This is a genomic window from Pseudomonas sp. HS6-2 (assembly GCF_049325675.2).
Classification (GTDB): Bacteria; Pseudomonadota; Gammaproteobacteria; order Pseudomonadales; family Pseudomonadaceae; genus Aquipseudomonas; species Aquipseudomonas putida_N.
Genome location: NZ_CM143906.1, coordinates 524,339 through 547,476 on the forward strand (window position 1 = coordinate 524,339; position 23,138 = coordinate 547,476).

A 23,138-nucleotide genomic window follows, 5' to 3' on the forward strand; every position below is an offset into this window, starting at 1 on the left:
CACAGGCCAACTCAGGCCGCTGGAGCCTCTTTGATCAGGTGAGCTGCCAAGGTTCGCAATGGCCCCAGCTGCCGGCAGATCAGCGCCAACTGTGTCTGCACCAACCGCTGGTGCTCATCCAGCTCTTCCGGCATCTGCTCCAGGGCATTGGCCAGCGCCTCTTCGGCATCACTGTGAATTGCCACTGGCAGCCGCGCCGCCAGGCCATTGGCAATCTCGTCCAGGCTATTGGCCAGGCTCTGCCCGGCGCCATCGATCAACTGCTCCTGCACCTCTGCCGGCAGGGCTGTGTCGCGGTGCGCGCCCAACCCTGACAGGTAACTGAGCAAGGTGTGCGACAAAACCAGGAAGCGGAAACCGACATCGGCTTCCTTACGGAAATGCCCCGGCTCCATGAGCATGTTGGCCAGTGTGGTCGACAGCGCCGCATCGGCGTTGTGGGCGTTGCGCCGGGCCAGGCGGTAGGCGAGGTCGTCGCGCTTGCCGTGGGCGTATTGCTGCATGATCTGGCGCAAGTACACGCTGGCACAGGCCAGGGTATTGGCCAGTGCCTTGTTCAAGCGCCGGCCTTGCCAGTCGGGGAGGAACAGGAACACCGCGAGAATGGCGATCAGGCTGCCGACCAGGGTATCGAACAGGCGCGGCAGGAACAGGCCGTAGCCATCACCGATCTGGTTGAAGCAGAACAGCACCATCAGCGTGATGGCCGCCGTGGCCAGGGTGTAGCGGGTGGTGCGGTTGACGAAGAACACCACGCCCGCAGCCACGGCGAACAGCGACTGGATGACCGGGTTGGGGAACAGGTCGAACAGCGCCCAGCCGACGGTCAGGCCGATCGCGGTGCCGAAGATCCGCTGCACCAGCTTGCGCCGGGTGGCGCCGTAGTTGGGCTGGCAGACGAACAGTGTGGTGAGGATGATCCAGTAGCCCTGGGTCGGGTGGATCAGGTGCACCATGCCGTAACCGATCGATAGCGCCAGTGGAAGGCGCAGGGCATGGCGGAACAGCAGCGAGGTCGGCGTCAACTGGGTGCGCAGGCGCGTCCACACGTCTTTCAGCGTGCGCGGCGAGCGGTCGAGCAGGCTGCTGTCGCTGGCATCGGCCAGGCTGTCGGGGTTGCTGGCGGCGCTGAGCAGGCGGTCGAGGGTCGCCAGGTTGGCGGCCAGGGCGCGCAGCGAGCGCAGCAGGCCGCGCCAGGCCGGGTTGCTCTGGATGCGCAGGTGTTCAAGCGAGGCGTTGAGGTCTTCCAGTGCTTCGGCGAAACCGCTGGCCAGCACGAATGGCTGGCGCAGGCGGATCGAACGGGCCAGCTCCTGGCAGGAGGCGCCTTGTTTGCGCAGCAGGCGTTGGCAGCGGAACATCACATCGCTGTGGAAGAACGCTTCGTTGAGGGCGTTATAGGGGTAGTGTGAGGCGCTGACCCGTTCGTGGATGTCCTGGGCCAGGAAATACAGCTTGAGGTAGCGGCTGACCTTGGAGTTTGGCTGGCTGTTGCCGACCCGGTGCAGGATGATTTCCTTGGCCGCGTTGAGCGCCGCCACCACCTTGCCATTCTGCCGGGCCAGCTCCAGGCGCTGGGCCTCGACATCGAGGTTGCGGATCGGCTCGAACAGGCTGGCCTTGAGCTTGAGGTAGCTGCCGAGTTCGTAGAACAGTTTGGCCAGGCTCTGTTGCACCGGCTGGTTGGAAAACAGCGCCTGCCACAGCACCGAAAGCAACCCGTACCAGGCTGCGCCTGCCACCAGCAGCATCGGTTCGTGCCAGAAATCGGTGACCTGACCGCCACGCTGGTCCACGCCGATCATGGTGTACACCGAGGTGATCAAGGTCGCCGAAGCAATCGCCCCATAGCGCTCACCCAGGGCGCCGAGCATGGTCAGGCCGAACGCTGCCAGGGCCAGGGCGATGACGAAGATCCACGGATAGGGAAACAGCAGCTCGACCGCCAGAGCGGCGATGGCAAAGCAGGTGAGAGTAACGGCGAGGGCGCTGAGGCGGCCCTGCCAGCTGTCATCGGTCTCGGCCAGGGCACTGGCGATGATGCCGAGGAACAGCGGAATCAGCAGGGCCATCTCGTTCTGGTACCAGCACAGGGCCAGGCTGCCGGTGAGGGCGATGGTAACCCGGATGCTGTAGCTGAACTTGTCTTGGCCCCACAGGCGACGCAGTGACTGACGGAACGAACTCGATGACATGATGGCCTGCTAGGCAGTGATCGAATGAATGCATTGCAGCACGGCCAGCAAGAAGCGTTCCGTGCTGCTGAATGGATTCTACTCTACACGAACTGCGCAGCGGCGTTGGCGGATGCCCAGGCCCATTGGAAATTGAATCCGCCCAGATGGCCGGTGACGTCGAGCACTTCGCCGATGAAGTACAGGCCGGGGCTTTTCAGCGACTCCATGGTCTTGGACGACACTTCGCGGGTGTCCACGCCACCGAGGGTCACTTCTGCGGTGCGGTAGCCTTCGGTACCGGCCGGCACAACCTGCCAGTTCGCCAGTTTTTCGGCGATATGTGCCAATTCCGCCGGGGTGTACTGTTTCATCGGCTTGGACTCGAACCACTGCTCGGCCAGCAGGTTGGCCAGCTTGCGGGTGAACACCTCGCCCAGCACGGTCTTCAGTTCGGCGTTAGCACGCTCCGCTTGCATCTGTTGCAGCCAGCTCAGCGCGTCGCGGTCGGGCAGCAGGTTGATCTCCACCGTGTCGCCGGCTTCCCAGAACGACGAAATCTGCAGGATCGCCGGGCCACTCAGGCCGCGGTGGGTGAACAGCAGGTTCTCACGGAAACTGGTGCCGTTGCAGCTGGCCGTGCAGTCCAGCGAGGTACCCGACAGTTCGGTGCACAGTGCCTTGAGTTGGGGCTCGGTGATGGTGAACGGCACCAGCCCGGCGCGGGTCGGCAGCAGAGTGTGGCCGAACTGGCGGGCAACCTGATAACCGAAGCCGGTGGCGCCCAGGGTCGGAATCGACAGACCGCCGGTGGCGATCACCAGCGACTGGCAGGCGAACTGGCCGCCGCTGGTCTGCAGCAGGTAGCCACCTTCGGTCTTCTCGATGTGTTCGATGCTGGTGTGCATGCGGATTTCGGCACCCGCGTCGTCACATTCGGCCAGCAGCATGTCGAGGATGTCGCTGGCCTTGTTGTCGCAGAACAGCTGGCCGAGCTTCTTCTCGTGGTACGCAACGCCGTGCTTGCTCACCAGTTCGATGAAGTCCCACTGGGTGTAGCGGGCCAGGGCCGACTTGCAGAAGTGCGCGTTTTGCGAGAGGAAGTTGGCCGGCTCGGTGTACATGTTGGTGAAGTTGCAGCGCCCGCCGCCGGACATGAGGATCTTTTTCCCTGGCTTGTTGGCGTGGTCGAGCAGCAGCACCCGGCGGCCACGGCGGGCGCTGAGCTGGGCGCACATCAGGCCGGCGGCGCCGGCGCCGAGGATGATCACGTCGGTGGAGTGCACGGTGTTACCTCTTTGCAATTGCCGGGGCTGCTGTGCAGCCCATTCGCGGGACAAGCCCGCTCCTACAGGAGCATACGATCCCCTGTAGGAGCGAGCTTGTCCCGCGAATGGGCCGCCCGGCGGCCCCAAAGAATGATCAGACGATGCGGACTTTCAGGGATCGCCCCTTGATCTTGCCGCTGTTCAGGCGCTGCATGGCCTGCTTGGCCAATGCACGCTCCACAGCCACAAAGGCCTGGAAGTCGAAGATGGCGATCTTGCCCACCTGCTTGCCCGGGATCCCGGCATCGCCGGTCAGCGCACCCAGGATGTCGCCCGGGCGCAGTTTGTCCTTGCGTCCAGCGGCGATGCACAGCGTGCTCATCAGAGGCAGCAGCGGCTCGCCTTTGTTCTTCAGGCTGTCCAGCTGGTCCCAGCGCAGCGGGCTTTTCTGCAGGTCTTCGATGGCCTGGGCACGATGGCCTTCGGCTGGCGCCACCAGGCTGACCGCGACACCTTTCTCACCGGCGCGGCCGGTACGGCCCACGCGGTGTACGTGAATTTCGGCATCACGCGCCAGCTCGACGTTGATGACCATGTCCAGGCCATCGATATCCAGGCCACGGGCCGCCACGTCAGTGGCCACCAATACCGAGCTGCTGCGGTTGGCGAACATGGTCAGCACCTGGTCACGGTCACGCTGCTCCAGGTCGCCATGGAGGGCCTGGGCGACGATACCCTTGGCGGTCAGGTGGGCAACCACGTCCTCGCACTGCTGCTTGGTGAAGCAGAATGCCACGCACGATTGCGGGCGATAGTGGCCAAGTACACGGGTGACGGCTTCCAGGCGTTGCTGCGGGTCGATCTCGATGAAACGCTGCTCGATCTGGTTGTCGGCGTGCAGGCTTTCGACCTTGACCTGCTGCGGCTTGCGCATGAAATCGGCGGCCAGTTGCTCGATGCCGACCGGGTAGGTGGCCGAGAACAGCAGGGTCTGACGACGCGACGGGGTCTTGCCGATGATGCTGGCGATGGCATCGAAGAAACCCATGTCGAGCATGCGGTCGGCTTCGTCCAGCACCAATGTGTTCAGGCCGTCGAGCACCAGGGTGCCCTTGTCCAGATGCTGTTGGATGCGCCCGGGAGTGCCGACGATGATGTGAGCACCGTGCTCCAGCGAGGCGATCTGCGGGCCCAGCGACACGCCGCCGCAGAGGGTTAGGATCTTGATGTTGTCCTCGGCCCGGGCCAGGCGGCGCAGCTCCTTGGCCACCTGATCGGCCAGCTCGCGGGTCGGGCACAGCACCAGCGCCTGGCAGCCGAAGTAGCGCGGGTTGATCGGGTTGAGCAGGCCGATGCCAAAGGCGGCGGTCTTGCCACTGCCGGTCTTGGCCTGGGCGATCAGGTCCTGGCCGCGCAGGATGACGGGTAGGCTCTGGGCCTGGATCGGCGTCATCGAGGCATAGCCGAGAGCGTCCAGGTTGGCCAGCATGGCGGTGGACAGCGGCAAGGTGGCAAAGGCGGTGGATTCGGTGGTCACGAGGCGGGCCTGCGATGCAAAGCGAAAAATGCCGCACAGTCTACCAGCCTCATGGCCATTCGCCCTACGACTCCATGTGCTGTTCCGGACGACGGGCACGCCTTCCGTCCATCGGCGACAGTTGCAGGAAGATCGCCGCCGCCAACATGGCCATCACGCCGATGGTGACAAAGGTCAGCTGAAACGCGCCCAGGGTGGTCTCCACGCCCTCGGCGCTGCCCGCCGCGGTGAAACCGCCGAGCAAGGCACCGGCGCAGGCCACGCCGAGGCTCAGCGACAGCTGCGCGACCACCGACAGCAGGCTGTTGCCGCTGCTGGCGCTGGCGTCGTCAAGGTCGATCAGGGTCACCGTGTTCATCGCCGTGAACTGCATCGAGTTGACTGCGCCTAGCAGGGCCAGTTGCACCAGCAGCAGTGCATACGGCGTCTGCTCGTCGACCAGGCCCAGGCTGGCCAGCAGGATGCCCAGCAGCAAAGTGTTGCCGGTCAGCACGATACGGTAGCCCAGCCGCTCGATCAGGGACCGGGCAACGGACTTGGCGAGCATCGCCGAGGCGGCCAGCGGAATCATGCTCATGCCTGCTTGTGCCGGCGAATAGCCCAGCGCCACCTGCAACAACAATGGCACCAGAAACGGCAGGGCACCGCTGCCCAGCCGCGAGAAAAGGTTGCCGAGGATGCCGATGGCGAAGGTACGCACGCGGAACAGGCTCGGCGAGAACAGCGGCTCTGGGTCGCGCCCGGCGCGCAGCCAGTAGGCCGCCAGGCAGGCCATGCCGGCGAACAACAGCAACATCACCCGCAGGTGCGGCAGGTGCAGCTCGCCCAGACCTTCCATGGCAATGGTGATCAGCACCATCGCCGCGCCGAACAGGATAAAGCCCGGCGTGTCGAAGCGGGTACGTTCAGCGCCGCGCAAGTCGGGGATGAACTTCCAGACTGCGTAGCAGCCGACCAGGCCGACGGGCAGGTTGAGCAGGAAGATCCAGTGCCAGCTGAGGATTTCCACCAGCCAGCCGCCCAGGGTCGGGCCCAGCAGCGGGCCGAGCAGGCCGGGGATGGTGATGAAGCTCATGATCCGCACCAGCTCAGTGCGTGGGTAGGCGCGCAGCACCACCAGGCGCCCGACCGGTAGCATCAGTGCGCCGCCCAGGCCCTGCACGACGCGGGCGAAGATCAGGAAACCGAGGCTGTTGGCCGTGGCACACAACAGTGAGCCGAAGCTGAACAGCAGGATGGCGCTGAAGAAGATGCGCTTGGTGCCGAAGCGGTCGGCGATCCAGCCGGAGGCGGGGATCAGCAAGGCCACGGTGAGCATGTAGGCGATGATCACGCCTTGCATGCGCAGTGGGTCTTCGGCCAGCGAGCGGGCCATGGCCGGCAGGGCGGTGTTGAGAATGGTGCCGTCCAGGGACTGCATGAAGAAGGCAATGGCCACCACCCAAGGGATCCAGCGGGCAGTGGTGGGATCTAACGGAGTGCGTTCGGGCATGGCTTCCTCGTTTTGCCTGTGCCGGCCCTTTCGCGGGGCAAGCCCGCTCCTGAAGGATCTCCACCGCCTTTGAGTGTGGTGACATCCCTGTAGGAGCGGGCTTGCCCCGCGAAAGGGCCGGTCCTGCCAATCACAATGTCAGGGTCAGCCCTTTGACCAGCGCCCCCGGCAGATGACTCGACCCGGTACTGCGCTGCCCATAGGTGCTGGTCGACAGTATCATCTCGCGCTCGCGAGTCAGGTCCTCCAGTTGGCTGCCGAGCAAACTGTACAGGCTGTCATCGAAGCGCATGGTGCTCACCGGCCCCTGAATCTCGCCGTTCTCCACCCAGAAAGTGGCGAAACGGGTCAGCCCGGTCATGCGCGCCGCTGGCAGGTCAGAGTAGTTCAGGTACCACAGGTTGCTGATGTACAGCCCGGTGCCGAGCCGCTTTAGGATCTGCTCACTGGGCAAGTTGCCCGGCGCCAGGCTCAGCGCGCACGGCGACTCGTAGCTGTCGGCGCCATTGGCCCGCAACTCGAATTCTGCTGCGCTGCGGGCATTGACCAGCCGCTGCATTGCGTTGCCTTGCTGGATCAACGGCACATCCAGGCGCGGTGAGCCCTCGTCGGAGAATGCCGGGCTCAGCGAGCCGCTGACCTGCTCGCTGAAACTGACCATCGGGTGCAGTTGCGCATCGCCGTTGTACAGGCGCTGCAGGGCACTGTTGCCGGTGGCCAGGGCCTGTGCGGAGAAGCCACCCCAGCAGAGCATGCCAGCGATTTCGTCCATGGCCGCTGGTGCCAGGTAGGCGCGGTAGCTGCCGGGCTTGAGGGTCACTGCCGGGCGGCCGAGGAAGCTGAGCTGCTCCCGTGCCAGACGCAGGCGGACAGTGAAGTCATCGGCGCTCCAGCGCTGGCCGGCATAGTTGGCCTTCACCGCCTCGCCGTTTTCGTGGAACAGGCTCCAGTCGACGTTGAAGCTGTTGGCCTGGTGCCAGCCAATGGCCCCGAACGAACTGGCGAAGCCCCGGCAGATCGGGCCCGCAGCATAGATGCCGACCAGGTCCAGGTCGCCGGCCTCGCGTTCGAGCAGGGCCAGCACTTCGCTCAGCGCGGGCAACGGCTGCTCCTGCTGGCTGTGGCTGTGCCATGCGCTTTCGTCCAGGCGCAAGTACGGGTCGATGGCCAGCAATGGCAGGGTCTGGCGCAACTGCTCCAGGGCAGCGATCAGGCGTTGCCGGTCAAGTTGCGCGTCGCCACTCAGGGTCACCTGCTGTTCCGCCTGGCGGCCATCGTGGATCAACCGCAGTTGCGCGCTGGCCTGGCTAACCTCGCCAGCCTGGCGCACCTTGGCGTGGTTGAAACGCACGAATTGCGACTGCTCGGCACTGTAACCGAGGGTGAATTGCTCGTCGGCCTGCAGGTACAGGCGCACATCCGCGATCAGGGCTTCGAAAACGTCTTTCATCAGGCGTCTCCTCCGAACACGTCGATCTGGCGGAACACGCAGGCGGGCGAAGCGTGCCCGACCCGCACCACCTGGTTGGGCTCGCCCTTGCCGCAGTTGGGTGTACCCAGAACCTGGAAGGTGCTGCGGTCGCCGACCGCCGCGAGGTTGCGCCAGAACTGCGCGGAGATGCCGCGGTAGTTGGGGTTCTTGACGATGCCCTTGAGCTCGCCGTTTTCGATCAGCTGGCCCCATTCGCAGCCGAACTGGAACTTGTTGCGCGCATCGTCGATGGACCAGGAGCGGTTGGTGCGCATCAGGATGCCGTGCTCGATGCCTTGGAGCAGCTGATCGAGGGACTGGTCGCCCGGTTCGATATTGAGGTTGGCCATGCGGTCGATCGGTGCGCGGTTCCAGCCGCAGGCACGGCTGTTGGCAACGCCATCCAGGCCCGAGCGGAACTGCGACAGTGCGCCGCCCAGCGGGCGTAGCAACAGGCCATTGTGGATCAGGAACTGCTTGCTGGCTGGGGTGCCGTCATCATCAAAGCTGTAGCTGGCCAGTTCTTCGCCAATGGTTGGGTCGAAGGTCACATTGAGCAATTCGGAACCGTATTGCAGGTGGCCGAAGTCGCTGGCTTTGACGAAGCTGGTGCCGGCGTAGTTGCGCTCGTCACCCAGAATGCGGTCCATCTCCAGCGGGTGGCCGATGGATTCGTGAATCTGCAGCATCATCTGGTCGGGCATCAGCAGCAGGTCGCGTGCGCCGCTAGGGGTGTTCGGCGCCAGCAGCAGTTGCAGTGCCTGGTCGGCGACTAGGCGAGCAGCGCCAACCAAGCCACAGCGCTCGACGATTTCGAAGCCGCCTTGCTGGCCGAAGTTGTCGCGGCCCAGGCTGCGGCTCTGGCTGTCCTGGCCGTCGCTGGCGGTAACACTCAGGCCCGGGAACAGGAAGCGCTGGGCATGGCGTAGTTCGGCGCCAGCCGAGTTCAGGTAGGTCTGCTCGACCAGGCTCAGACCCAGGCTGGCCTGCCAGTCCACCAGGCGGCTGTCCTTGGGCACGCTGGCCGATTCGGCGGCGAGCAGGCCAAGGCAATCGGCCAGGCTCGGCACCGGCTGGTCGAAGTTGGGTGAGATGTGGTCGTGGCGAGCGCTGGTCGCCGGCTGCTCGCGCAAGTCGAGCAGGCTGTACGGGGCGATCTGTCGCGCCAGTGCCTCGGCCTGTTCCAGTGCCCGTTGCAGGCCAGTCTGTGACAGGTCGGCGGTGGCCGCATAGGCTTCCACGCCATTGACCCGCACCGTGAGCATGGCGCCCTCGTCGTGGCTGAAGACAGGCGGCTCAGCCACATTGCGGCGAACCGAAAGCGCCTGGTGCGACTGTTTCACATGGCGCAGGGAAAACAACTCGGCCGTACTGCGCAGCCCAGCAAAGCGCTGGCGCAGCAGGGCGCTGGAATCGAACATCTGGAAGCCTCCGTTTGCACGGTGGCTCCCTAGAACCACCTGTCTTGCATGGCGAGGCAGGTGTCGTCGCGTGCCTCGAGCAATGCCAGGCCATTATGGCAGGCGGGGATTTACCAGGTCAGGAAATAACGCGCGGCGCCGACAGGTCATCTTTCTGGATGGCGGCTTTCAACATCCCGTTCAGTTGCAAAGCGATATGGTGAGAGGTATCTGTCAGCAGGTAAAGGTGATGCTCGGCGAAGTCGGGCAAACCCGACCCTTGCACGAATGCTAGCGATGTATCGCCGCTCTCAAGCCCTTCGACGATACCCACCGCCAAGCCGCTGCGCATGCACGCCAGCACTGCATGCCAGTTGGCGCTTTCCAGCAGGATACGGTAGGCAATGCCGTGAGCCTTCAATGCCTGCAAGGCCGCTTCCCGATACGGGCAGCCCTTCATTTGCAGTGCCAGCGGCAATGGGCGGCTGGCATCGTATGCAAAGCCAGGCGCGGCGGCCCAGCGTGGCTGGGTCGAGCGCAGCCACTCACCTTGCTGCCAGCGGTCACTGCTGACGGCCACTGCCAGGTCCAGCCGCTGGCGCGCAAACAGGTCGATGAGTTCTGCGCTGGAGCATGCCACGGCTTCCAGCTCCAGTTTCGGATTGCTGGCTACAAACACCGGCAAAAAGTCGCTCATCAGCTTGGCGGCGTAGCCATCGGGTACGCCCAGGCGCACCTTGCCGGTGATCTGCTGCGTCGACAGCGTCGCCAGCAGCCGGTCATGGGCCATCAAGAAGCGTGTGGCTTCACCCAGCAAATGCCGGCCTGCCGTGGTCAGTTCCACCGACTGGTTGCTGCGGGCGAACAATTGTTGGCCGACCTTTTCCTCCAGCTTCTGGATCTGAGTGGTAACTGCCGAAGGGCTGCGGTGAACGTAGTCGGCTGCATCTTTGAAGCGGCCAAGCCGGGCTACTGCCTGGAAGGTTCGCAGTACGTTTATGTCGAGGCCTTTGCCCATGTAACCACCTCATTTGGTTGGATCGAACCAGCGCTTCGATTTAATCAACTGTACAGGCTTTATAGCCCTTCTTACCTTGTGGTTGCAGCACGGTCGCCCCTCGAAAATGCAATGGAATGATACTGATGAGCCTGAACGACTTCGTTGTAGATGCCCTCGTACACACCCCGACCTACCAGAATGCACGGCTTTGGACTGTCGAGAATCATGAGAAGTACTCGACGCTGCTTCAGCCTGATTCAGGGGCTGAAGCCGAGCATCGATTCAATCACGAAATATTTCTGCTTATGCGCGCCTTGAATGAGCAAGGCCTGGATGAAGATGGGTTGTGTGCCGACACGCAAGGGCAGGGTGCGCTCAAGAGCGTCATTTGCAAGGTTGCCGAGCGTTTGGCGATGCTGGGCAGCGGGCGCAGTGTGCACTACGTCGAGCTGGGCCCCGAGCCGGTCAAAAGTACCTGCTTGCTCAAACGAATGGCCGAGACGTCCAGCTCCATCCGTTACACCGCCATCGATATCAACCAGACATCTGAACCCGCGATGAGCGATGCATTGCGCCCCATCGTGCAGGCTGATGGCAGCTTCAACTACATCGCTGCCGACTACCGCACCGTGACACATGATTCCTTGCGTCACGACCAGGAGCTCACCCTGATCACTTTACTCGGATTTCAGGAAGGCAATGAGCTGCCGGTAAGTACGGGCAGGCTGATACGCAACCTGGCAGGAGAGTCCACTTACATACTTTCTGAAATGCAAGTGTATGAACAAGGGCTGGAAGGCGCGATTCTTGCGTTTTATGCCAACAGCAACATGCTTCAGTTCTCGCGCATGGTTGCACTGCAACAAGGTTTCATACCTTCGGGTGAGCACGAAGCCATCCTTGTGCCTTTACGTACTCTGGATGAATCGATCCATGTAGCCGTGACCCTCCAGCCCGTGCAGCGCTTTCACGAGCATGGATACCTGTTGACCAACATCTGCCTCAAATACACACCCGAACAGTTTCGTCGCATTCGAGCCCGCCACTGCAACTGCAGTGTGGTCGATGAATTCGCCAGCGGCGACGGCACGGTGCGCTATCAGATCGCCAAGTACCTTCAGTAGGGGCCACACAGGGACAGACACATCATGAACCTAGACACCTTACCCTTGTTCGAGCGCGGCATCGGGCGCGTGAAGCTGGCGCTCAAGTCAACCTTGAAACGCACACTGCGGCCTGCACCAATGTGCCTGACCGAGCAGAGCGTTTGGCGGGATGATTTCCTCTGCCAACATGGACCCACCGTCAGCGACACCCGGACACTGGGAGAGCTTGGGTATGGCCAGAGCCCGCACGCAAATATTGCAGTAGACAGCATCACCGGCGCAGCGGTTGTCCATCGGCTGCTAACGCCGGAAGGTGTCGCGGTTTTGCAAGGTATCTGCTCACGTCTGGAAGAGCGCGCGGGTGACAGTGACTGGATCATTTCCCGGCGCACGCGGGGTGTGACGGCGCTGTCGTCGTTCATCAACGACATGATGTGCAGTCGCTCATTTCTTCTCGCTGTCTCGCGTGTTGCTGGCGTACCGCTTGTGCCTTACCCGATGCTCAATGCTCGCTCGCAGATCAACTACTTCTACCCCAAGCCTGCAGAGCAACAGCAGCAATTGGGCATGTGGCACACGGATGGCACCAACTATGTGCTGAACATCGTGCTCTCGGGCGCCTCCGACTATAGCGGCGGCGAGTTCCTGTTCCACAACGGTACTGTCGACAGCTTTGATGCCCTGGATTACCGGACCTTCGAGACCGCGCAGCTCGCCGATCCTGGCGATGCCCTGTTCATCTACGGCAGCCGATTGTTCCACGGTGTTCGCCCGGTGCTCAGCGGGCGGCGCATGTCACTTGTGTTGTCATTCCATTGTCCTTATTTCACCGATGACTCCAACCGGTTCTGGCACCTGGCCTCCGACGACGGAATACCCGCTACTATCCCCAACTGGTTGAAGTTGCGGTGGGCTTTGCAGCGCTCGGCTACCCGGCAATTTGCTCGAATAGGCATCGCGCCGATTACGTTCGAGGAATTGCGTCACACGGAGCCTTGATCATGCTAAGCAGTGCGCTTTACCTGATCCTGCTTCAAGCCATCTTTGTCCTGTCCTGGAGTTCGGGCTTTATTGGTGCCCGCATGGGGACGGAGGACGCAGGTGCGATAAACCTGTTGTTCTGGCGATTCCTGCTGGTCTGCGCCTGCCTGCTGCCCTTTGTCTGGCACCGGTTGCGTGTGCTGACATGGGCGCAGATCCGCTACAACGCGGTGATTGGTTTTCTGGCCCAGTTTGCGTATCTGGTCAGCGTTTACATCGCCATTCGCGGTGGGCTGCCGGCAGGGATTGCTGCCATCATTTGCGCGCTGCAACCACTGATCACGGCATCGATGAGCAACAAGGACCAGCAAGAGCGCAGTGGCCTGCAGGAGTGGTTAGGGCTTGGGATCGGGTTTGCCGGTGTCAGCATGGTTATCCTCGGCGAGTACAGCCTGTCTACGACCCGCCTTGACCCTTGGCTGTACGCCCTGCCGCTGATCGCCGCGATCACGCTCTCCATCGCCACGCTCTATCAGCGGCGGCAATCGGTCATGGCAACGGGCCACAGCAAGGACGGGTTGCTGATGCCGTTGTTCCTGCAATCGACTGCAACGCTTTTACTGCTCACCGCTACAGGCTTGCCGTTTGGCTTGATCGAAGTCCCTGCTAGTACGCAGGTGTGGGCGGCCGTTGCATGGCTGACATTGTTTTCGACCTTCATTGCCTACTTGAGCCTGTGGATATTGTTGACCAGGCTATCGGCTACCCGCGTATCGGCACTGGTCTACCTGGAGCCGCCGGTCACGTTGTTATGGGCCGCGTTGATGTTCGGGGACGCAGTTCATTGGACAACTTATGTGGGTATCGCGGTAGTTGCGGCAGGCATGGCCATCACTCGCAACCCGCACAGGCCAAGGCGGGCGGCGAGTGTGGAACACGGTAGTCCGCCTTAGAACCACCCGTCCTGCATGGCGAGGCAAGTGTCGTCGCGCGCCTCGAGCAATACCAGTTCGTTATGGCAGCCTGGCACTTCCCAGGTCAGGAAATAACGTGCGGCCTGCAGCTTGCCCAGGTAAAAACCGCGATCACCAGCAGTTCCCTTGAGTAGGCCAAGCTCGGCGTGAACTGCCTGTTCCAGCCAACGCCAGCCGATCACGCTGTGGCCGAAGGCCTTGAGATACACAGCCGAGTTGGCCAAGGCGTCAGCGATTTTGCCTTGGGCCATGTCGCCGAGCAGGGCCAGGGTTACGACTTGCAGGCGGCTGACCAGTTGCTCCAGCGGCTGGCGTAGCGGGTCAAGGTTGGGGTGATGGCTGGCGCGTTCGGCAGTGGCAGCGATCAGGCGGATCAGCTGCTTGAGGCCGGCACCGTTGTTCTGCGCCAGCTTGCGGCCCAGCAGGTCAATCGACTGGATGCCCTCGGTGCCTTCGTGGATCGGGTTCAGGCGGTTGTCGCGGTAGTACTGTTCCACCGGGTACTCGCGGGTGTAGCCGTGGCCTCCGAGGATCTGGATTGCCAGTTCGTTGGCCTTGAGGCAGAAGCTCGAAGGCCAGGATTTGACGATCGGAGTCAGCAGGTCGAGCAGTTCCTGAGCTTGCTTGCGGGCGCTTTCGTCGCTGGCGGTGTGGGTGTCGTCGAACAGGCGCGCAGCGTACAGGCCCAGGTCGAAGGCGCCTTCCACATAGGCCTTCTGCGCCAGCAGCATGCGCTTCACATCGGTGTGCTCGATGATCGGCACGGCCGGGCTCTGCGGATCCTTGTTGTCCACCAGGCGGCCCTGCGGCCGCTGGCGGGCGTATTCCAGCGAGTACAGGTAGCCAGCGTAGCCAAGCATCACCGCGCCCATGCCGACACCGATGCGCGCTTCATTCATCATCTGAAACATGCACGCCAGGCCCTGATGCGGTTGTCCGACCAGATAGCCGACGCACTGGCTGTTGTCGCCGAAATTCAGCGCGGTGGACGTGGTGCCGCGCCAGCCCATCTTGTGAAACAGCCCGGCCAGCAGCACGTCATTGCGCGGGCCACGGCTGCCGTCCTGGTTGACCAGGTACTTCGGCACGATGAACAGCGAAATGCCCTTAACGCCAGGCGGTGCGTCCGGCAGCTTGGCCAGCACCATGTGCACGATGTTTTCCGACAGCTCGTGGTCGCCGCCAGAGATGAAGATCTTGTTGCCCTTGAGCAGGTAAGTGCCATCGCCAGCCGGTTCGGCGCGGGTGCGGATATCGGCAAGCGACGATCCCGCATGGGGCTCGGTCAGCGCCATGGTGCCGAAGTAGCGGCCTTCGATCATTGGCTGCAGGTACAGGCGCTTCTGCTCCTCGGTGCCGAAGCTTTCGATCAGGTTGGCCGCGCCCATGGTCAGGAACGGGTAGGCCGTGGTGCCGGCGTTGGCTGCCTGGAAATGGGCGAAACAGGCTTGCGAGACCAGGCTGGGCAGTTGCATGCCGCCGACTTCGAAGTCGCGATTGGCGTTGAGGAAGCCGGCTTCGAGGAAGGCATCGACGGCGGGCTTCACCTCGGGGATCAGCTCGGCGCGGCCGTCCACATAGCGCGGCTCGTTTTCGTCGGCTTTGCGGTTGTGCGGGGCGAAGAACTTTTCGGCGATGTTGCGCGCGGTGGTCAGGGCTGCGTCGAAGGTCTCGCGGCTGTGCTCGGCGAAGCGCGGGCGCTGGGTCAGGGCTTCGGCGTCGAGGACTTCGTACAGTTCGAAGGCGAGGTTGCGGGGGCTGAGCAGGGTCTCGGGCATGGTGGCGGTCCTTGGGCGGGCGTCAGCCGAGTCTAGGTGTGGCTCATTGGGGTAGCTACCATGATTGATCCAGATGATGGCTGGTCACAGCCAGCATGTTTAGGTGTTGTGCAGCTATCGGAAGAATCTGACTTATTCCTCGGAAGTGTATGGCATGTTTTCAGGAGGAATAAATATCCAATAGCAAGCTCTATTCGCGCCAAGAGTTGCTGATGATGCTAGAGCAAGAAAAGTTCCCGGTTGCTGAGGGGCAGCAATTTTTTACAGTGTCGTTAAAGAAGATTGCTGTCGTTAGCTTTTTTACATTTGGTTGGTATTGGCTTTATTGCTTCTATCGGAGCTGGGTATCGCACAGAAAGTATTCTGGAGAGCGAGTGTTACCCCTGGTGCGTGCATTCTTCGCTGTATTTTTTATTTATGCGCTGCTGACGTCAGCGGGAAAGTCAATTCGACTTTCACAGTTGCGAACTGGCTGTGGATGTCATTAGGCCTGTTGGTTTGGCCTAGTATGGTTTTCCTGACTCTATTGGCTTTGCTTATGGGCGTCGATCTAGGCAGCGTTTGAGTGGCTAGGTAGTCGCCACAACGATGTCGATCTGACTCTCCCAACCTCTCAAGATATGCGTCCATAAAAAAGGAGAGCCGAAGCTCTCCTTTTTCATCAATAACCCCGCGCCTTAGCCAATGGTCATCAAGCTGGCGTTACCGCCCGCCGCCGCAGTGTTCACACTCACCGCCCGCTCGATTACCAGGCGCTCCAGGGCAATCTGGTGGTCACCGCTGGACAGCCCGTGCACCCCGACGATCGCGCCAGAACGCTTGGCCACCTGCTGGCACACGCCGCGCAGTTGGTCGGAGTCGCCATGGTGGATCACGGCGTCGAACGCCACTTCGTCCTTGTTCCAGTCCGCCACCAGCTTGACCTTGGCCTGCAGCTCACGCGGCAGGCGGCCGCGTAGGGCCTTGCCAGGTTCTGCATCAGCCCACACCGCCGAGCTACCCACCGCCAGCACGGCAGCGAACTGCGCCAGCAGGTCGGCTTCGTTGTCTGCCAGGCACAGCACGTGCTCGCGCGGCAGGATGGTGTAGGTGTTGCGCTCGCCGGTCGGGCCGGGCAGCAGGCGGGCGATGCCGCTCTGCGACTGGCTGGCGAACTGGCTGCACAGGGCGGCCAGGTCGGCTTGCTGGTTGCTTTCGGCCCAGGCCTTGAGGGCGTGCAGCGGCTTGATCAGCTGGTCGTGCAGGGCACGGTCCGGCTGGCCATCGCCATCCTGCTGCTGGAAGTGGCGGCCGATCGCGTCTGCCGGGCGGGTCGACAGCAGGCGGTACAGGTACAGCGGGCCGCCGGCTTTCGGGCCGGTGCCGGACAGGCCTTCACCCCCGAACGGCTGCACGCCCACCACGGCGCCAACGATGTTGCGGTTGACGTACATGTTGCCGGCATTGGCGGTTTCCACCACCTTGGCGATGGTTTCGTCGATGCGGGTGTGCACGCCGAGGGTCAGGCCGTAGCCGGAAGCGTTGATCTGCTCGATCAGCTGGTCCAGGTTGCGGCGGTTGTAGCGCACCACGTGCAGCACCGGGCCGAAGATTTCACGCTTCAGTTCGTCGAAGCTGTCCAGCTCGATCAGGGTTGGCATCACGAAGGTGCCGCGCTTGATCTCTGCCGCATCGGCGATAGCGACTTGATAGACCGTGCGGCCTTTCTCGCGCATGCCCTGGATGTGCTTCTCGATACCGGCCTTGGCTTCGGCGTCGATCACCGGGCCGATGTCCACGGCCAGGCGGTCCGGGCAGCCCAGGCGGCTTTCGGCCATGGCGCCCTTGAGCATTTCGATCACGCGGTCGGCGGAGTCTTCCTGCAGGCACAGCACGCGCAGGGCCGAGCAACGCTGGCCGGCGCTGTCGAAGGCCGAGGACACCACGTCGATCACCACCTGCTCGGTGAGTGCCGAGGAGTCGACGATCATGGCGTTCTGGCCGCCAGTTTCGGCGATCAGCGGGATCGGCCGGCCCTGGTTGTCCAGGCGGCCAGCGACATTGCGCTGCAGCAGGCGGGCAACTTCGGTGGAACCGGTGAACATCACGCCTTTGACGCGCTCGTCACCGACCAGGCCGGCGCCGACGGTTTCGCCGCGACCCGGCAGCAGTTGCAGCACCCCTTCAGGAATACCGGCTTCCAGCAGCAGGCGTACGGCCTGGGCTGCGATCAGTGGCGTCTGCTCGGCGGGCTTGGCCAGTACCGGGTTGCCGCCCGCCAGGGCGGCGGCCACCTGGCCGCTGAAGATTGCCAGCGGGAAGTTCCACGGGCTGATGCACACCACCGGGCCCAGTGGGCGGTGGGCGTCATTGCTGAAGTCGTTGCGTGCCTGCACCGCGTAGTAGCGCAGGAAGTCCACGGCTTCACGCACTTCAGCGATGGCGTTGGCGAAGGTCTTGCCGGCTTCGCGGATGAGCAAGCCCATCAGCGGCTGGATTTCGGCTTCCATCAGGTCGGCGGTGCGCTCGAGGATCGCGGCACGCTCGGCTGGCGGGGTGGCCTGCCAGATTGGCGCAGCGTTCAGTGCGCACTGGATGGCATTGTCGACGTCGGCGACAGTGGCTTCCTGCACGTGGCCGACCACGTCGCGGTGGTCCGCCGGGTTCAGTACTGGCACGGCTACCGCTTCGCTGGCGGCGCAGGCCAGCATCGGGGTGGCTTTCCAGTCATTGTTGGCCGTGGCCAGCATGGCGCAGGACAGCGACGCCAGGCGGTGTTCGTTGGCCATGTCGATACCGGCCGAGTTGGCCCGCTCGCTGCCATACAGGTCGCGCGGCAGCGGAATGCGCGGGTGTGGCAGGCCGATGCTGCCTTCCTGGGTGCCCATGCGCTCGATGCTGGAAACCGGGTCGGCGACCAGTTCCTGGATGGAGATCGAGTGGTCGGCGATGCGGTTGACGAACGAGGTGTTGGCGCCATTTTCCAGCAGGCGGCGGACCAGGTAGGCCAGCAGGGTTTCGTGGGTGCCGACCGGTGCGTACACGCGGCACGGACGGTTCAGCTTGCCTTCGGAAACCTTGCCCACGACTTGCTCGTATAGCGGCTCGCCCATGCCGTGCAGGCACTGGAACTCGTACTGGCCTGGGTAGTAGTTCTGGCCGGCGATGTGGTAGATGGCCGACAAGGTGTGGGCGTTGTGGGTAGCGAACTGCGGGTAGATGGCTTCCGGTACGGCCAGCAGCTTGCGGGCACAGGCAACGTAGGACACGTCGGTGTACACCTTGCGGGTATACACCGGGTAGCCTTCCAGGCCTTCGACCTGGGCGCGCTTGATTTCGCTGTCCCAATAGGCGCCTTTCACCAGGCGGATCATCAGGCGGTGGCGGCTGCGCTTGGCCAGGTCGATGACGTAGTCGATCACATACGGGCAGCGCTTCTGGTAAGCCTGGATGACGAAACCGATACCGTTCCAGCCCGCCAGGGCCGGCTCGAAGCACAGGCGCTCGAGCAGGTCGAGGGACAGCTCCAGGCGGTCGGCTTCTTCGGCGTCGATGTTCAGGCCGATGTCATATTGCTTGGCCAGCAGGGTCAGCGACAGCAGGCGCGGGTACAGCTCTTCCATGACGCGCTCGTACTGGGCGCGGCTGTAGCGTGGGTGCAGTGCCGACAGCTTGATCGAGATGCCAGGGCCTTCATAGATGCCGCGGCCGTGGGAAGCCTTGCCGATCGAGTGGATCGCTTGCTCGTAGGAGGCCAGGTACTTCTGCGCGTCATGTTCGGTCAGTGCGGCTTCGCCGAGCATGTCGTAGGAGTAACGGAAGCCTTTGGCTTCGAAGCGGCTGGCGTTGGCCAGGGCTTCGGCGATGGTTTCGCCGGTGACGAACTGCTCGCCCATCAGGCGCATGGCCATATCGACGCCCTTGCGGATCATCGGTTCGCCACTCTTGCCGATGATGCGGGTGAGCGAGGAGGTGAGGCCGGCTTCGTTATGGGTGGAGACCAGCTTGCCGGTCAGCAGCAGGCCCCAGGTGGCGGCGTTGACGAACAGCGACGGGCTGTTGCCCAGGTGCGGCTGCCAGTTGCCGTTGCTGATCTTGTCGCGGATCAGGGCGTCGCGGGTACCTTTGTCGGGGATGCGCAACAGGGCTTCGGCCAGGCACATCAGTGCCACGCCTTCCTGGGACGACAGGGAGAACTCCTGCAGCAGCCCTTGGACGATGCCGGCACGGCCGCCAGCACTTTTCTGGTTACGCAGTTTTTCCGCGATGCCGGCAGCCAGCTTGTTGGTAGCTTCGGCCAGTGGCGCGCTCAGGCGCGCCTGCTCCAGCAGCATCGGCACGACTTCCTGCTCGGGGCGGCGGTAGGCGGCGGTGATCGCCGAGCGCAGTACCGACTGCGGCAGGATGCTCTCGGCAAATTCGAGGAAGCACTGGTGGGCGTGGTCTGGCTGGACTTCGCCAGCGTCATCGGCCAGGTTGTTGGCGTGACCGTTGAGTTCGGTCAGGGTGGCGCCACCCTCGAGCTTCTCCAGGTAATTGAAGATCGCTTGCTTGATCAACCAGTGCGGCGTGCGGTCGATGGACTGCGCAGCTGCTTTGAGTCGCTCACGGGTCGGGTCGTCAAGTTTGACCCCAAGGGTGGTCGTCGCCAATTTCTTATCCTCATTATTGCCACGGTTGTGGCTTAAGCTGCGCCAAGATTAGCTGTAGGCGTTTTTGGGTGCAACCAGGTGCAACCCGATTTTTTTGAGGAAAAGGTGCAACTCGTCTGAGGAAGCTTCCTACAGATTAAAAAGCGTTCATAACCGTGCGTTTTCTTATGAAAAACTGTGTTTTTGCTCCTAAAGGGAGCAAAAAATAGGATTTTTCGCAAAGCGCACGGGTGGGTGCAACTTGCAAATGAAAAATGGTTGCACCGACTTTGCGTTGTTGCATAGCATTCGCCGCCTGGGTGCAACCATCGTCAAGAAGGTTGCGCATGAGATAAAAACAAACGCCAGGGCACACGCATGGGCAATCCACTAACGATCACCTTCGTGATCTACATCGCGGCAATGGTGCTGATCGGTTTCGCGGCCTATCGCTCCACCAACAACCTTTCCGACTACATCCTCGGCGGTCGCAGCCTGGGTAGCGTGGTCACCGCACTCTCTGCCGGTGCTTCCGACATGAGCGGCTGGCTGCTGATGGGCCTGCCGGGTGCCATCTACTTCTCCGGCCTTTCCGAAGCCTGGATCGCCATCGGCCTGACAATAGGCGCTTACCTGAACTGGCTGTTCGTCGCTGGCCGTCTGCGCGTGCAGACCGAGCACAACGGCGATGCGCTGACCCTGCCGGACTACTTCTCCAGCCGCTTCGAAGACCACAGCGGTTTGCTGCGGATCATCTCGGCGATCGTCATCCTGGTGTTCTTCACCATCTATTGTGCCTCTGGCATCGTCGCGGGTGCGCGCCTGTTCGAAAGCACCTTCGGCATGTCGTATGAAACCGCCCTGTGGGCCGGTGCTGCGGCTACCATCGCCTACACCTTCATCGGTGGCTTCCTGGCGGTCAGCTGGACTGACACCGTGCAAGCCTCGCTGATGATCTTCGCACTGATCCTCACCCCGATCATCGTACTGATTTCGACAGGTGGCTTCGACACCACCTTCCTGGCCATCGAGGCGCAGAACCCTGCACACTTCGACATGTTCAAAGGTGCAACCTTCATCGGCATAATTTCGCTGATGGGCTGGGGCCTGGGTTACTTCGGCCAGCCGCACATTCTGGCGCGCTTCATGGCCGCCGATTCGGTCAAGTCGATCGCCAAGGCGCGTCGCATTTCCATGACCTGGATGATCCTGTGCCTGGCCGGTACCTGCGCCGTGGGCTTCTTCGGGATCGCCTACTTCTCGGCGCACCCTGACTTGGCTGGCCCGGTCACCGAGAACCATGAGCGCGTGTTCATCGAGCTGGCCAAGATCCTGTTCAATCCGTGGGTCGCCGGTGTGCTGCTGTCGGCTATTCTGGCAGCGGTGATGAGCACCCTGAGCTGCCAGTTGCTGGTTTGCTCCAGCGCCCTGACCGAAGACTTCTACAAGGCCTTCCTGCGCAAGAACGCTTCGCAGGGTGAGCTGGTGTGGGTCGGCCGCCTCATGGTGCTGGCCGTTGCCCTGATCGCCATTGCCATGGCAGCCAACCCGGAAAACCGCGTGCTGGGCCTGGTGGCCTACGCCTGGGCCGGCTTCGGTGCGGCCTTCGGTCCGGTGGTGCTGATTTCGGTGCTGTGGAAAGGCATGACCCGTAACGGCGCGCTGGCCGGTATCGTGGTGGGTGCCCTGACCGTGATCCTGTGGAAGAATTTCGACACGCTCGGCCTGTACGAAATCATCCCTGGCTTCCTGTTCGCCAGCATTGCCATCGTACTGGTGAGCAAGCTGGGCAGCCCGTCGCAGGCGATGGTGCAGCGCTTTGAAAGCGCTGACGCGGCGTATCACGCTGACAAGTAAGGCGGATGTCCGCCGGCTTGGCGGGAGCTGATAGTCGGTAGCGAGTTATCGGCACTTGGCCGGCCAAACGCGAACGGCCCGGACAACCTTGTTGTTCGGGCCGTTCGCGTTTTCAGCCAGGGCAGATTACAGCGAGAACGCCAGGCGAGTGCCTTCGAACGCCATGCCATTCCTTGGGCGGATCACGGCGCCGTATTTTCCGGCAGCGTATCCGTCCAGGCTGACAGCCCAGGCATCAGTGTTGGAGCTGGGCACGACCAGGGTGTCGACGCTGCCGTCGGGCCTGGTCAGTTCGAGAGTGGCGGTGTATGGCGCATTCATGATGCCGAGCTTGCCTTTTAGTGTGGGTGTCGCAGACTTGTCGAGTTCAATGGAAGCTTTCATGCGGTTTACTCCGGTTGGTGGAGCCGCGATTGTTGGTCAGTGGCGGACCGGGAAAAATCTGGAAAGTATTCCCGCGCGCTGCATGTCGTAGCGGTCAGAGGCGCCATGAAGGATGCCGATCGACTGCCCACCTGACGTCGTCAGCCTGACAGGGTAAACTTGCCACCCCCGCAGGAGTTGCCATGAACTATCGTCACGCCTTCCACGCCGGCAACCACGCCGACGTCCTCAAACATATCGTGCTGACCCGCCTCATCGCCCTGATGTCGCGCAAGGAGCAGCCGTTCGCCTACATCGATACCCATGCCGGCCTCGGCCTGTATGACCTGCAAGGCGATCAGGCGACTCGCACCGGCGAGTACCTGGAAGGCGTCGCCCGCCTGTGGAACCGCGATGACCTGCCGGCCATGGCTGCGGACTACCTGCGTATCATCAAGCGCCTGAACGCCGATGGTGAACTGCGCTACTACCCAGGTTCGCCCGAGCTGGCGCGTCGCCTTATGCGCGAGCAGGACCGTGCACTGCTCAACGAAAAGCACCCGGAAGACGGGCCGCTGCTCAAAGAGAACATGAAGAAAGACCCGCGTGTGGTGGTGCATCTGGGCGAAGGTTGGCATGTGCCGCGGGCACTGCTGCCTGTGCAGGAAAAGCGCGCGATCATGCTGATCGACCCGCCGTTCGAGCAGGCTGACGAGCTCAAGCGCTGCACCACCTCGATGAAAGAGGCGATCAGCCGCATGCGCCAGACCGTCGCGGCCATCTGGTACCCGATCAAGGACCAGCGCTCACTGACCCGCTTCTACCAGGACCTGACCAGCACCGGTGCGCCGAAGCTGCTGCGGGTCGAGCTGTATGTGCACCATCAGGACAGTCCGCAGGGCCTCAACGGCTCGGGCTTGGCAATTGCCAACCCGCCGTGGGGGCTGGAGGAGGAGCTGCGCGAGCTGCTGCCTTGGCTGGCCAAGGAGCTGGCGCAGACTGCTGGCAGCTTCCGCATGGACTGGCTGATCGCCGAATAAGCTGCGTCGCGATCCCCTATGGGAGCGGCCTTTCGCGACGCACGGCCGCTCCTACAACGACCGCGCAGTCGGTGATGTTTGCGTTAT

The 23,138-nt window shown here is 62.6% G+C and carries 15 protein-coding genes; 5 read left to right on the plus strand and 10 right to left on the minus strand.

What is annotated here, in order from left to right; translation table 11 throughout:
* Window positions 1-11: 11 nt before the first annotated feature.
* The 7 genes from yccS to ACOKS3_RS02420 form a co-directional block, all read right to left on the minus strand.
* Complete coding sequence (yccS, locus tag ACOKS3_RS02390) at window positions 12-2,195, minus strand: YccS family putative transporter (protein ID WP_103445952.1); 2,184 nt, start codon at window positions 2,193-2,195, stop codon at window positions 12-14.
* 83 nt (window positions 2,196-2,278) lie between these two features.
* Window positions 2,279-3,460, minus strand: a complete 1,182-nt coding sequence (locus tag ACOKS3_RS02395) for a BaiN/RdsA family NAD(P)/FAD-dependent oxidoreductase (RefSeq protein WP_422763784.1) — start codon at window positions 3,458-3,460, stop codon at window positions 2,279-2,281.
* Window positions 3,461-3,596: 136 nt separating this feature from the next.
* Window positions 3,597-4,931 (minus strand): ATP-dependent RNA helicase DbpA, encoded by a 1,335-nt coding sequence (gene dbpA, locus ACOKS3_RS02400; protein ID WP_258035835.1) that lies wholly within the window; start codon window positions 4,929-4,931, stop codon window positions 3,597-3,599.
* A gap of 112 nt (window positions 4,932-5,043) precedes the next feature.
* Complete coding sequence (gene mdtD, locus ACOKS3_RS02405; RefSeq protein WP_103445949.1) at window positions 5,044-6,471, minus strand: multidrug transporter subunit MdtD; 1,428 nt, start codon at window positions 6,469-6,471, stop codon at window positions 5,044-5,046.
* A 130-nt stretch (window positions 6,472-6,601) separates the two neighbouring features.
* Window positions 6,602-7,921 (minus strand): TldD/PmbA family protein, encoded by a 1,320-nt coding sequence (locus tag ACOKS3_RS02410; RefSeq protein WP_422763783.1) that lies wholly within the window; start codon window positions 7,919-7,921, stop codon window positions 6,602-6,604.
* Complete coding sequence (locus ACOKS3_RS02415) at window positions 7,921-9,363, minus strand: TldD/PmbA family protein (RefSeq protein ID WP_103445947.1); 1,443 nt, start codon at window positions 9,361-9,363, stop codon at window positions 7,921-7,923. The genes ACOKS3_RS02410 and ACOKS3_RS02415 overlap by 1 nt, the downstream gene beginning before the upstream one ends.
* Window positions 9,364-9,481: 118 nt before the next feature.
* Window positions 9,482-10,360: a LysR family transcriptional regulator gene (locus ACOKS3_RS02420; RefSeq protein ID WP_103445946.1), complete on the minus strand. Its 879-nt coding sequence runs from the start codon at window positions 10,358-10,360 to the stop codon at window positions 9,482-9,484.
* A 125-nt stretch (window positions 10,361-10,485) separates the two neighbouring features.
* Here ACOKS3_RS02420 and ACOKS3_RS02425 point away from each other — a divergent pair, with 125 nt between their 5' ends.
* Genes ACOKS3_RS02425 through ACOKS3_RS02435 form a run of 3 tightly spaced genes read left to right on the plus strand, consistent with a single transcriptional unit; the run spans window position 10,486 to window position 13,382 of the window.
* A complete protein-coding gene (locus tag ACOKS3_RS02425; RefSeq protein WP_103445945.1) occupies window positions 10,486-11,466 on the plus strand; it encodes a hypothetical protein in 981 nt (326 codons plus the stop codon).
* A gap of 24 nt (window positions 11,467-11,490) precedes the next feature.
* A complete protein-coding gene (locus tag ACOKS3_RS02430; protein WP_258035829.1) occupies window positions 11,491-12,447 on the plus strand; it encodes a 2OG-Fe(II) oxygenase family protein in 957 nt (318 codons plus the stop codon).
* Window positions 12,448-12,449: 2 nt separating this feature from the next.
* Window positions 12,450-13,382, plus strand: coding sequence for a DMT family transporter (locus tag ACOKS3_RS02435; RefSeq protein ID WP_103445943.1), 933 nt, complete (start codon window positions 12,450-12,452; stop codon window positions 13,380-13,382).
* On the opposite strand, the gene ACOKS3_RS02440 is transcribed toward ACOKS3_RS02435, so the two are convergent.
* Both ACOKS3_RS02440 and putA read right to left on the minus strand, forming a co-directional pair.
* Window positions 13,379-15,181, minus strand: a complete 1,803-nt coding sequence (locus ACOKS3_RS02440; protein ID WP_422763782.1) for an acyl-CoA dehydrogenase — start codon at window positions 15,179-15,181, stop codon at window positions 13,379-13,381. The two genes, ACOKS3_RS02435 and ACOKS3_RS02440, sit on opposite strands and share 4 nt — an antisense overlap.
* A gap of 677 nt (window positions 15,182-15,858) precedes the next feature.
* Window positions 15,859-19,812, minus strand: coding sequence for a trifunctional transcriptional regulator/proline dehydrogenase/L-glutamate gamma-semialdehyde dehydrogenase (putA, locus tag ACOKS3_RS02445; protein ID WP_463581465.1), 3,954 nt, complete (start codon window positions 19,810-19,812; stop codon window positions 15,859-15,861).
* Between the two features lie 357 nt (window positions 19,813-20,169).
* Between putA and putP the strand changes: the two genes are divergently transcribed.
* Window positions 20,170-21,648 (plus strand): sodium/proline symporter PutP, encoded by a 1,479-nt coding sequence (gene putP / locus ACOKS3_RS02450; RefSeq protein ID WP_422763781.1) that lies wholly within the window; start codon window positions 20,170-20,172, stop codon window positions 21,646-21,648.
* Window positions 21,649-21,774: 126 nt separating this feature from the next.
* Here putP and ACOKS3_RS02455 read toward each other — a convergent pair whose 3' ends face one another.
* Window positions 21,775-22,032 carry a hypothetical protein gene (locus ACOKS3_RS02455; protein ID WP_103445939.1) on the minus strand — a complete coding sequence of 86 codons (258 nt, stop codon included), beginning with the start codon at window positions 22,030-22,032 and terminating at the stop codon, window positions 21,775-21,777.
* A gap of 182 nt (window positions 22,033-22,214) precedes the next feature.
* Between ACOKS3_RS02455 and ACOKS3_RS02460 the strand changes: the two genes are divergently transcribed.
* The gene (locus ACOKS3_RS02460; RefSeq protein ID WP_103445938.1) at window positions 22,215-23,051 is read left to right on the plus strand and encodes a 23S rRNA (adenine(2030)-N(6))-methyltransferase RlmJ; all 837 of its coding nucleotides are present in this window, start codon (window positions 22,215-22,217) and stop codon (window positions 23,049-23,051) included.
* The last annotated feature ends 87 nt before the right edge of the window (window positions 23,052-23,138 follow it).